General features: G+C 51.8%; 7 protein-coding genes. 1 reads left to right on the plus strand and 6 read right to left on the minus strand.

Annotation, left to right across the window (positions count from 1 at the left end; all coding sequences use genetic code 11):
- Nucleotides 1-27 precede the first annotated feature (27 nt).
- The gene (locus CWE11_RS00065) at nt 28-1926 is read left to right on the plus strand and encodes a hypothetical protein (RefSeq protein WP_126775564.1); all 1899 of its coding nucleotides are present in this window, start codon (nt 28-30) and stop codon (nt 1924-1926) included.
- On the opposite strand, the gene CWE11_RS00070 is transcribed toward CWE11_RS00065, so the two are convergent.
- The 6 genes from CWE11_RS00070 to CWE11_RS00095 all read right to left on the minus strand — a co-directional run bounded on the left by CWE11_RS00070 (nt 1883) and on the right by CWE11_RS00095 (nt 11661).
- Nucleotides 1883-2851, minus strand: a complete 969-nt coding sequence (locus tag CWE11_RS00070; RefSeq protein ID WP_157981263.1) for a metallophosphoesterase — start codon at nt 2849-2851, stop codon at nt 1883-1885. The two genes, CWE11_RS00065 and CWE11_RS00070, sit on opposite strands and share 44 nt — an antisense overlap.
- A gap of 1 nt (nt 2852) precedes the next feature.
- Nucleotides 2853-3749 carry an EamA family transporter gene (locus tag CWE11_RS00075; RefSeq protein WP_126775566.1) on the minus strand — a complete coding sequence of 299 codons (897 nt, stop codon included), beginning with the start codon at nt 3747-3749 and terminating at the stop codon, nt 2853-2855.
- Nucleotides 3750-3831: 82 nt separating this feature from the next.
- On the minus strand, nt 3832-4218 hold the full coding sequence (locus tag CWE11_RS00080; RefSeq protein ID WP_198675550.1) for a DUF3192 domain-containing protein: 387 nt from the start codon (nt 4216-4218) through the stop codon (nt 3832-3834).
- 9 nt (nt 4219-4227) lie between these two features.
- A complete protein-coding gene (locus tag CWE11_RS00085; RefSeq protein WP_126775567.1) occupies nt 4228-7329 on the minus strand; it encodes an efflux RND transporter permease subunit in 3102 nt (1033 codons plus the stop codon).
- Nucleotides 7322-10591 (minus strand): efflux RND transporter permease subunit, encoded by a 3270-nt coding sequence (locus CWE11_RS00090; RefSeq protein ID WP_126775568.1) that lies wholly within the window; start codon nt 10589-10591, stop codon nt 7322-7324. Before CWE11_RS00090 ends, CWE11_RS00085 begins: the two co-directional genes overlap by 8 nt.
- A gap of 11 nt (nt 10592-10602) precedes the next feature.
- The gene (locus CWE11_RS00095) at nt 10603-11661 is read right to left on the minus strand and encodes an efflux RND transporter periplasmic adaptor subunit (RefSeq protein ID WP_126775569.1); all 1059 of its coding nucleotides are present in this window, start codon (nt 11659-11661) and stop codon (nt 10603-10605) included.
- Nucleotides 11662-11894 lie beyond the last annotated feature (233 nt).

The following is an 11894-nucleotide window of genomic DNA, read 5'->3' on the forward strand; positions in this document are numbered from 1 at the left end:
AACGATTCCTAATGCACGAGGAGATGTATGCAGGTCCTGTTCAGAAAATTTCTCATGTTCTTTCTCCTTCTGGGGGTTATCGGAAGTCTTGGTTGGCTCGGTATTGGGCGGGGCTATCAAATCCTTCCTGCATGGGGACTTTTGCTTGTCGTGGGAGCCTTTGCATGGATGTATTTTAACTATCTAAGCGAAACGCGTCTGATTCGACGGCATGCTTTACTTAATTATGCCTTACGCGAAAACAGTGCGTTGAAGCAGTGGCTCTGGGACGGATTCTTCACACAGTTTGTGCATGCACTTAGCGCATGGCTGCTGGCCATCGCGGTGTTGATCTTTTGTATTCGGATGCGTCTTGATGAATGGATTGCTGTAGCGGTTGGGGTGTTATTATTCGCTCTTGTCTATACCCTGTCACGTGAGCGGTTTTGTCGCCAGTTCACCGATCACGTGGCCAAGTTAATGCAGGTTCGTTTCAGTTTGTGGGTGAGTGTTGGGCTCGTTGCGGTTGGTCTCTCCATTTGGCATCTCTTCTTTCTCGATCTACCTGATCTTCGGGGGCGGGAATTATCTGCAGTGCTCCATGAGGTTTGGTCAGAACGATCGGAAACACGCATTCCAGGCTTAGGAGCGTTCTTGCAAGTGGATGCAGTGCTGCGTCATTTGCTTTGGTTTGCTTTACAAAGTGCCCAACAGTTTCCGGTGTTTCTCAGTCCTTGGACCCAGTTCATTCTCTGGTTCGGTGTGTTTCTTTTGAATGCGCTCAAGCTTGGATTGATCGGCGTCTTGTTACTGGCGAGTGTATTGCCCGGACAACAAGGGCGTATCCATAAGTCAGCGGCTTTGGACAGAAAACCTATGGTGTGGGGATCTATGCTTGGGCTTCTCGCTCCGGCGGTACTCCTCGCTATGCTGGTGTATCTTGGTCCGAATGCGTGGGAACAACGTCAAGCCCGAACCGACCGAGCAATGTCTTCCGAGTCAAGCACGCCGGGTCAGATCGATGATCCCTGCGCACCTGACGTGCTCACAGCCGAAATCGATCAGCTATCCGCGGAAGGTGAATCGCAACTGAGAAGACGAGAAAGGGAGCTGAATCGAGCACTTGAGGCGAAACTTGTACGTGAGGTTGAACGTGCCTTTGGACCCGCAGAACAGGCGGTTGACCAGTTTCTAGATTGGAACTTTAGTGTTCGAGGTCAATATCAGCAATTAGGGATGTTATTGGCGAGTAGCATGACTGAGGAAGCGTTTGCAACACGGCTTGCCGAGCGCCTCGAAGCGCAGCTTTCCGCTGCATTATCACCGGAACTCACACGGCTGCAACGAAGCCTTGATGCGGAATACGCTGCCGCGCTCTCCGGCTTGATTCGGCAGCATGAGCGTTGGATGACTCAGGTTCAGCAACGGGCAGAATGTGAACTCCAGAACATTCGATTGGCACCGCTTTCGATTGACTTGGCATCTGCTGGCGTTGGTTCGGGAGCCGCAGTCGGCACGTTATTGGGTGGGCGAGCCTTGGTAGGGATCGGAGCACGCTTGACCGCTGGGGCTGGAACGCGGCGTGCGCTCGCGCAGATTTTTCGTCGAGCAGGCGCTCGCGCTGCAGCAACGGCCGGAGGCGCTGCAACGGGTTCCATATGTGGACCGATTTGCGTTGCTGTGCTCGGAACAGGCGCTGCACTTGCTGCGGATTTTGCACTGGTTGAACTTGACGAATATCGGAATCGTGCGGTCATGCGGGAGGAAATGCTGGAGGCGATTCGAGAGGAGCAAGTGCGATTAGTGGCTGCTTTACACAGTATTTATCAATCCGAAATCGCTCGGGTCGTTCTGGCCGTTGAAGCGCAGCAAAATGCCCGCTTCAACGTATGGCGCGATGGTATTAATCCGCCGTCGGCAGAAACCCCACGAAGTGAGCTGGATTGAGAACCGTTTCGCCCGACCAACGATAGGCCATCAACGGACCGTTGCGACCAGCCGAATAATCAACACAAGCACACAAAGGAGACTGCAGGTGAGGTTCTCCTTTCATCCAGTAGTGACCAAAGAAAACCGGCTTCGTTCCTCGATACGAAAATTCCTCGAGAACGGTCGGATCGGCACTTAAATCCGCGAGTGCATTCAGGGCGTCTTTGTTGCGCGCTGGATTCGGAATATGCGCGATCGCCGCCAGTGACTCGGGTGCTGTTTCCCACCAAGAAATACGAACCTGCCAGCGCTCTTTATCTTTATGATCACGAAAGGAAACGCCTTTTGGAAGGTCTACTTCAACGCCTTTAAGTACAGTTTCGGTTGCACGATAGAGCGCATGTGACTCGTCAAATGCAGGCACCCAAGCATGCTCAAGAAGACTATTATCCGCATTTAAATAGGGTTTCAGCACGTTCAGGGAAGGCTCGTGCCAACATGCATGAACGACACGGAATGGACCGAGATCAAGAAAAAGCGGAAGGGTTTTGAACCAATCTAACCATGGTTGTCGTTCCACCGGATCAGGAATCTCTTCCAAGAACTCAATATGATGAGCGACATTTTCGGGAATGTGGCGACGGAGAAAATCGTCACCCCCAGGGCGCGGAATTGCGAAGCCGACCGCATTAAACTCATGATTCCCCATGATGACATGGGCCGTTTGCGCATCATGCATGGCCTTTACAATTTGCATCACCCGCAAATTTTGACGGCCATTATCGATGAGGTCACCAATAAAAATCGCGCGACGGCTTGGATGACCAAATACGCCATTGTGTTCCTGATAACCGAGGGTCTCGAGAAGCCCAATCAGTTTGTCCGCGTGCCCGTGAACATCACCAATAATATCGAATCCATCCGTTCGCTTCGTATCTTCCACCTTAAATATTCTCCTTGCTTGGGTCGCTCGTGTTTGTTCCGTGACGTCGATTGGGCTGAACGCGCGATGCAATGACGACGGCAATCACAATGATAGTGCCACCAAGAATGAGCTGAGGCCAGTTTACATCCTGTCCCCACAAGGCAAAATTAACTAAGAGACCCGCGGGAATTAGTGCGTTGTTCATCGTGGCCAGTTGTCCGATGTTCACTCGCTTACTGGCAATGCTCCACAGCAAATAGCCGACCCCAGAGGCGCCTAAACCGAGCCACAGAAGAACGATCCAGTGAACCGTTGTCGTTGGCGTGCGGTTGAAATCGGCAAACAACAGCATACCGAGTCCACTGACAATCGTCGCTCCGACGAAAAAGAGGCCATAGTGCTGAAGCTGCTGTCGTGGAGTACCCAGCTCAAGGCGTTTGTAGGCGACTTGACCTAATGCAAAGCACAGGTTTGCCCCTTGAATAAGCACAAATCCAGTGATGAATCCGACGGATAAACCCTGATAGCGAATCAATCCTGCGCCAATAACCGAGATAAGCGCCGCAATCCACCAAGCCAAGGGAAGTTGCTTTTTGTTGAGCACGCGTTCATCGAGCAGGGTGATGTAGAGCGGCGTAAAAATCGTAAATAACAGCACTTCCGCCACACTAATATATAAAAATGCATGGTAAAGCAGCAGGTACATCAAGCCGATCTGAATGGCGCCAATGCCCATCAAGTAGAGACGTTTTTTTGTGGGAGTCTGGCCGATACGCAAGAAAGGAACAATGAGGACACAGGCCAGTACCATCCGAATAAAGACCGCGATGTAGGCGTCGACATCAGCAGCGAGATACTCACCGATCAACGAAAAACTGAATGCCCATACGAGGGTCATTAAAATGAGGATTGGCATGTCTGGCGCTCCGACAAAATTCGAGGCGCCAGTATGCCGCGCGATGAATGCAAGCGCAATCGTCTCGGGCGCGATGCTTTCCTTAACCTTGGATGAGACGAAGCTTTGATTCACCCCAACCGACGAGCTCGCCGTTTAGAAACACCAGAGGTGTACATTCATCCCGCGTTGTCATCCCATCGGCAGTGACTCGATGCGTGCGGTAGTACAACACTCGGTAACTGCGATCATCAACGACCACAAATTCGTCGAAATCGGGAGTTCCCATGGTGCGCATGACTGAGTTGACCGAAGCGCCGGGCGAGAGCTTTGCAATGGCCTCGCGGTTCTTCTGTTCTTGTCGCTCCCAATTTGATTCTGTCCCGCGGGATGAGCGGGTATCCCCGCCGACAGCAACCACGCACCCGGTAAGGGTTGTGGCAATCAGACCGGCGAGGATGGTGGTTTTAATAAGAACCATTTTTTGCATTATTTTCTCCTAACTTAATGGGTTGCTTTCACTTGATTTGGTTGGTGCGCGCAAGGGGCCTCCAGCGTGTTGCCAAACATCAGCCCAGTAAGCGCGCCAGGCCAAGAGGCGACTGTATGCATGCGGCACAAAGTAGAGACTCGTGATAGTTGAAAAAATCAGCCCGCTGATGATGGTAATGGCCATCGGCGCGTAGGGCGGACCATCGCCACCGATTTGTGTATTCCCCATCGCCAATGGGAGCATTCCAAGCACAGTCGTTGCGACTGTCATGAGAATCGGGCGCACGCGCCGTGACGCAGCTTCAATCAGCGCAGTCTCGAGTGCGGCGCCGGCTGCGCGCTGTTGATTTACTGCATCGACCAGAACAATGCCATTGTTTACAACAATTCCCATCAGAATCAGGAGCCCGATAAGCGCCATGACATCGAGCGATGTACCCGTAAACAGTAATCCCCAAAAAGCACCACAGATTGCCATGAGGAGTGAGCCAATGACCGCAGAGGGCAGTAGCAGGGATTCAAATAGCGCTGCCATCACCATGTACACGAGCGCCACGGCCAATAACATATTCACCAGCATGATTTGGTTCTGCTGTTGCTGGGTTCTAAATCCGCCATCCAGGGACCAAGAAGTTCCCGCAGGAAGCTCAATCGATCCGAAGAGATTTTGTAGTTCCGCACGGGCCTCGGACAGCGAGATCTCGTCAAGATTGGCGGTGATTCGGACGGCTGTTCTGCGATCAAACCGGCGAATCGCACCCAATTGCGCCACTTGCTCAAACTCAGCGACTTGATTCAAGGTGATCAGCTGGCCGTCGGCCTGACCTACGATCAGGGTCTCAAGCTCCCGTACATCGCGTCGAATGGAATCAGGGAAAGTGACCTGAATTCGCATATCCCCTTCCGGATGATGGCGAAACGAGCGCAGATTGCGTCCTCGTAAGGCGACATCAACCTGATCGGCTACCTGTCGCGTTGATAAACCAAATCGCTCGAGTTGTGCGCGGTCGAGGTGAATTTGAATTTCATCAAGCGCATTACGCGTTGCAGTTTGCACGTCGGTAAGACCTTGAATTTGACTCATCTGTGGGATGAGTTGGTCTGCAAGTCGCTCGAGCTCAGCGGTTGAGCGTCCTTGTAGCGTGACTTGGACGCCACTGGTGTTTCCTCCCTGAAACCCAAAGACGGGGCGTGAACGAGCGAGCGGAGGCATATCGGCCCGAATCCGACGTTGAATCTCCGATACCGAGAGCGTGCGGTCCGGTTTGAGAAGGATGACGGACATTGCGTAGCCGGGGGTGTAGTAGCTATAAACATGCTCGATCTCGAATCGCTCACGATGCTCATATAAATAGGCTTCGAGCCGATGCACATCGGTTTCCACCTGCTCAAGTTTATATTGACCTGTGACAAAATAGTTCATGAAGAGGCGGTCATTGAACGCCATATCAGTCTGATTTCCACTCACTTGGATAAACGGAATAGCAGTGCTCAGCAGCAGAGCAAGCATGATTACTGTTGTCCAACGCGGATGCCGGTGGCTCCAACGAAGCGAGTGTAAGTAGATCTGTTTCACGCGCCCATCACTGGCAGCTGTGGGCTGCCCATTGGTGATCAATTTGCTTAAGAGGAGCGGAATTAATGTTTGTGCAATCAGCAGTGATGCGAGGAGTGAAATACAAATTGCGACCGCAACGTGTTCAAGAAAAATCGTGATTTCTTGTTTTTCGCCAAAAATATTCGGCAAGAACACGATAGCTGTGGTGAGCGTTCCTGCGATGATGGCGAGCGAAACACGCCCTGCACCTAACTCAATCGTTGTTTTGTTTGGTGTTTCACCCCGTGCAAACGCGTCCTGTTGTTCTTGTTTGATACTCTCAGATACTACCACCGCATTATCTATCAGCATCCCGACCGCTAGCATCAGTCCCATCATCGAGAGAATATTGAGGCTGTAGCCCAGTAAATACATGAATCCCATCGTCAGGAACAGGGCAATCGGCACCGAAAGAACAATGACTGCAGTGACTCGCCAATCCCGTAAGAATAAATACAGCACAATGATGGAAAGCACGGCACCAAGCAGCCCCGCAGCCAGCAGATCACGCAGGGAGGTCGTGACACTCTCCGCTGTATTATCTAAGGTCATCAGGTAGATACCTGCAAATTCTGGATGCCCATCCGCTGCCTGGATCACTTGCGTGGCGGCCCGCGCAACGTCGACAAGATTAGCACTGCTCTCTTTGTAGATATCAATTCCGATCGCATAGGTTTGGTTAAATGACCTTCCAGCGCGAGGGCGAGGTAGTTCATAACCAATGTCTGCAACATCTGCGAGGGTCAGGTGTGCTGTAACCGGCAGACGGCGAATGTCATCTAGGTTACGAAACTCGCCGACCGGCTTGACCTGAATTCGCTCTCGGTCCGTCTCGACCGCACCTGCATTGAGCGTAAAGTTGGCTTGATTGAGGATCTGCGTAATGTCGAGGGTTGAAAGTCCTGTGGCAATGAGTGCATCGGGTCGGAGACGGATGATAATTTCTGGTTGATCCACCCCAAATAATTGCACGCGAGAGACTCCCTCGACACGTTCCAGCGGCTGTTTCAGGTTCCGGTTGATGAGATCGTATGCCATGGATAGGTCTCGGTCACTGGAGATACGTAGCTGCATGACGGCCATGTCGTCGGTATTAAATTGATAGACAAAAATCCGTTCGACATCAGCAGGCAGGGTATGACGAACCGTATCAATGGCCTCCCGAACCTCGATCCCACGCGCTGAGATGGGGTCATTCCAGTTGAAGTTTAGAACCACTTCCGAGGCGTCATCCCGTGACTCCGAGCGCATTTCGACAACGCCACTGATGGTCGCGAGTGCCTCCTCGATTGGACGTGTAATCAATCGTTCCACTTCTGCAGGCGTCGCTCCGGGATAGGGGACGACGACAGCAATTTGCGGAATGTCAATTCCAGGAAACTTTTCCAGCGGTAATAGACGGCTTGAGACCAAACCGAGCACCAAGAATGACAAGAACAGCATGCATATGGTCACCGGACGACGCAGCGCTAGTCGAGCCAAGGGCGCTGAAATATCGGATAGATCACGCATTCGATGTCTCCCCATCAAACTGTTTGCGATCAAATAGCTGATACACCAGTGGAATGAATAGGAGTGTCAACAGTGTTGCGAAAAGCAAACCGCTCATGACAGCTATGGCCATGCTGGCGCTGAGTTCTGCGCCTTCGCCGATACCGAGCGCGAGCGGCGTTAACCCAAGCACCGTGGTTAAAGTTGTCATCAAGATGGGTCGTAAGCGCTGCGCCGATGCTTCGCGAATTGCTTGCAGTTTCTCAACTCCAGATTGACGGAGCTGATTGATTCGATCGATCAAAACAATCGCGTTATTGACGACGATTCCCGCGAGCATAATTAAACCGATAAAGACCACAACGCTGAGTGGCGTGTTGGTCAGCCACAAGCCAACCACAGAGCCTGCAGCGGCAAGAGGAACCGAGAACATAATGAGCAATGGGTGTCCAAAGCTCTCAAATTGAGAAGCCATCACCAGGTAGACCAAGAAAACCGCAAGGCCTAGAGCAAGTGCCATGGAGCGATAGGACTCGGCTAAGAGTTCACCTTGCCCTCCTAGGCGTGCAGTGACTCCAGGAGGAAGTTGTAAGTTAGCGAGAATCACACTCAGCGCTTCTTGCGCACTGCGAATGTCGGTATTTGCAGGTGAGGCGGTGATAAGTGCCACGCGTTGCTGACCCAGGCGAGTGATCTCGCTTGGGCCGATGGCGCGTGTTATTTCGGCCACCGCAGAAAGTGGAATTTCGACCTCTGCGCCTGGATTAATAATGAGATCACCTAGGGCGTCTGGATTTTGGCGGGCATCGTCTGGAAGACGAACACGCACATCAATCTGCCGATCGAGTACTTGATAGCGCGTCGCAATTTGCCCACCAATATGGGTACTGATGAGGCGAGCGACATCGGGCGCGTTCAATCCGGCCCATGCAAGCCGCGCATGATCGAATTGAATTTCAAGTTCCGGCTGCCCCGCAGTCAGTCCATTTTGCACATCGCGAAAGTTTGGATGTTCCGTGAGTGTATCCGTTAGGCGTGCAGCAACTGGCAATAGCCGATCGAGCTCATAGCCATACAGCTCGACGACCAGAGGCATATCCATTGAAACGAGGCTTGGAAAGTCGATACGGGCTTGGACGTCCGGTTGTTGCGCGAGATAGTCACGAATGTCTTGCATCAACTGTTGGCGAGCTTCGGGCGACAAACCAGATTCCGTTACGACATGCATGCGCCCCCAGAAGTCACCCCCTTGGTTGGCCTGGACTTGCATCAAGCTGCCGGTTCCAGCAATCGAGTAGGTTCGTGTAATCCGAGGATCTGACGCAAACGCTGCGGCAAATTGAGCTAAAAATGCATCAGTTCGGGCAATCGGAGTGCCACGGGAAAGTTCGATGTCGACATAGAACTCACGTTGTTCCATGGCAGGTATAAGCTCTGCGTCGAGCCGTGGTAGGAGTAAGAAGCACGCAAAGGTAAGGAGTGCAAATCCAGCAAAATATGGCCAGGGTTTCTTTTGGGCTTTTTGAAGCGCATGTTGTTGCGCCCGGCTGGTGGTTTCGAGAACTCGGTCTACGGCAAACAGGAATGGTCGAGTCACCATGCGGCCGACCCAAGCGAGCCCAGCAATGAACAACCGAAGCCCACGCAAAACAAGTACTGGAAGCCAGTAGAATACTCCACGCAGCAAAGAACGAACGGGCCAGCTCAACCAAAATAACACACCGCGACGGGTTGGGGGCGCCGAGCGTGCTGTTGGTTGAGCGGCCGGTTCAAATTGCAGTTCAGTCGAGCCTTTGCGACTTGCGAGCATGGGGATTAACGTCAGTGCGACGGCCAAAGACGCAAGAAGCGCTACACTGACCGTAATGGCCTGTTCTGTGAAAAGCTGCCCAGCCATGCCTGTGACAAAAATGAGTGGAATGAACACAGCGAGCGTGGTCAACGTAGCCGCAATAATCGCGCCCGTTACTTCGTGTGCACCATGAATGGCCGCATCGCTTACATCATCGCCTTGTTCGCGTCGCCGTGCGATGTTCTCGAGCACAACGATCGCGTTGTCGACGAGAAGTCCAATCGCAAGGGCGATGCCACCGAGAGACATCATGTTCAGGCTCAAATTACTCATGAACATAAACAGGAAGGTGGCAATGACTGAGACTGGGATTGCAACGGAAATAATTAAGGTAGGGCGTATTTGTCGCAAAAAGAGAAATATGACGCCCATGGCCAATAGACCACCGATCCAAGCGTTCTGTTGTACCGAAGCAATTGCATTGCGAATAAATGTCGATTGGTCGTTGAGCAGTTCAAGTTGGTAATCACGAGGAAGCTGTCCGCGAACTTGGGGCAAGCGACGGTGCACTTCGTTCGCAACACGCACGGTGTTGGCATCGCCCTCTCGGTAAATATTTATTTCAATTGCTTCACGGCCGTTGACTCGGCTGATTGACGTTCGATCTTTAAACCCACTGCGGACCGTCGCGATATCCTGCAGCTGAATCGGCGCACCATTTCTTGTGGCAATATAGATATTTTCAATGTCGTCTAATGTTTGGAACTGATTCACTGTCCGCACGAGAAACTCGAGCGTGTTGGTCTCAACGCGGCCACTTGCTTGATTGAGGTTTTCTTGGCGAAGCCGAGACACGACAGTTTGTACATCGATGTTGAGTTGGCTGGCGCGACGCTCATCGATCAGAATTTGGACCTCGTCTTCAAGTCCACCGCCGACACGCACCGCAGCAATCCCCTGAATGCTCTCTAGCTGCCGCTTTAACTCTTCATCGGCAAACCGACGCATTTCCTGCATCTCACCTGGGCTGCTGATTTGCGGTTGATTCAGCGCGAAACGCATCATGGGTTCAAGGTTCGGGTTGAAACGAAGAATGATTGGTTTTTCAAGGTCAAGGGGTAAGCGCACTGTATCTAACTTTTCACGGACTTCGAGGCCCGCCATATCCATTTGCGTTCCCCATGCAAATTCAAGGACGACGTCCGATTGACCAGCCCGTGCATACGACGTGATGCTTCGTACGCCACGGACGGTACCGAGAACTTCCTCAATGGGGCGATTGACCAGTTGTTCGACTTCACTCGGGGCGGCACCGGGGTAGGCTGTACGCACTGTGAGCGTAGGGTAGCTTAGGTCGGGCAACAGATTCACCGGTAAGCGGCCAAGACTCACAATACCAAAGAGGACGATCGCAAGCGTAAACATCACGATGGTAACTGGGCGACGGACGGCTAGCGCGGCGATTCCAGATTTCTTATTATTCTGACTCATTTCGGTGGTCCTTACAGTGCAATCACTTCAACACGAGCATCTTCACGCAAGGTGTTTTGGCCGGTCACCACTAATGTGGAGCCCGCATCAATTCCCTCAATTATTTCAATGTAGCCATTTTCGCGCAGTCCTGGAATCACTGCTTTGCGCACGGCCTTGTCGTTCTCCACAACGAAAACATACGCAGTTTGATCGATGCGAATCAGTGCATGATGTGGAATCCGTACCACATTGTCTTTCTCGGCATAATGAAGCTGCACGCGGGCAAACATTCCTGCGCGATATTCATGGGCTTCGTTGGGAATGCTGAGGACAACACGGAAAGTCCCGGATGTTGCATCAACAACGGGGCTGATCCGAGCGACTTGTGCATCAATTTGTGTCAGGCCAGTTTGATTTAAGCTAATCCGCGCATTTTGACCAACCCGAACACTCGAGAGGGCTTGCTCTGGGAGGTGAATGGTGGCGCGCAAGGTTTGGTCATTTACGACGTGGAAGAGGGCACGTGGTTGATAGGCTTGAATCATGTTGCCAGTCCGGACGAAGCGCTGCGCGATATGACCAGAAATCGGTGCGCGGATAACCGCCTCGGATAAATCAAGTTCGGCCAGTGCTAATTGCGCACGAAGTCCCTCATAGCGCGTGTTTAGCCGTTCAAGGGTCTCTTTGCTGACCATTTGTTGCGTGGCTAACTGTTGCATCCGCTCAAGTTCTTTTTCAACACCACGGAACTCCGCAGCAATTTGGTCGCGGCTGTGTTGATAGCGAGAAGACTCAATGCGCGCAAGAGGCTGACCTTGTTCAACAAAGTCGCCTTCTTCTACATAAATTTCCGTAATTACACCACTGACACGGGCGATCACGTCGGTTTCTTCTTCAGCTTCGAGCACACTGCTTGCTTGGAAGCTGGCTCGTATTAATCCGCGCTCGACGGTAACCGCTTCAACGGGCACACCGCGTTCCCGCGGTTCCGCGGCAGAGGCTTGCACGTTGGTTGCTGATGAGTTTCCGCATCCTGTTAGGGCCACAAAGGCAAGTAATCCGATCACAATAAACGCTGAAGTTTTCATTTTCCTGTCCTAGTTAAAAACTAAAATCTCTCGTGCCTAGGAATATGCTAAGTTCGTGCCAGTAAATTTAAATTATTGATATATAACGAATATAATTATTTATTAGAAGGTGGTTACACCCATCAGTGAAGAAATGTAGTCAGATTGACGATTTGAGTTGGTGAAAAATACAAAAAAATTTTAAATTAATTATGGACATTTAGACGTCTGAACGTGTAGATTCCCAGAGTAAA

Origin of the sequence: Aliidiomarina sanyensis (assembly GCF_003987175.1) — a bacterium.
GTDB lineage: Bacteria > Pseudomonadota > Gammaproteobacteria > Enterobacterales > Alteromonadaceae > Aliidiomarina > Aliidiomarina sanyensis.

Coding starts and splice junctions, on each gene's coding strand:
- CWE11_RS00065 (WP_126775564.1), top strand. CDS start 28: ATGCAGGTCCTGTTCAGAAAATTTCTCATGTTCTTTCTCCTTCTGGGG.
- CWE11_RS00075 (WP_126775566.1), bottom strand. CDS start 3,749: ATGCCAATCCTCATTTTAATGACCCTCGTATGGGCATTCAGTTTTTCG.
- CWE11_RS00080 (WP_198675550.1), bottom strand. CDS start 4,218: ATGCAAAAAATGGTTCTTATTAAAACCACCATCCTCGCCGGTCTGATT.
- CWE11_RS00085 (WP_126775567.1), bottom strand. CDS start 7,329: ATGCGTGATCTATCCGATATTTCAGCGCCCTTGGCTCGACTAGCGCTG.
- CWE11_RS00090 (WP_126775568.1), bottom strand. CDS start 10,591: ATGAGTCAGAATAATAAGAAATCTGGAATCGCCGCGCTAGCCGTCCGT.
- CWE11_RS00095 (WP_126775569.1), bottom strand. CDS start 11,661: ATGAAAACTTCAGCGTTTATTGTGATCGGATTACTTGCCTTTGTGGCC.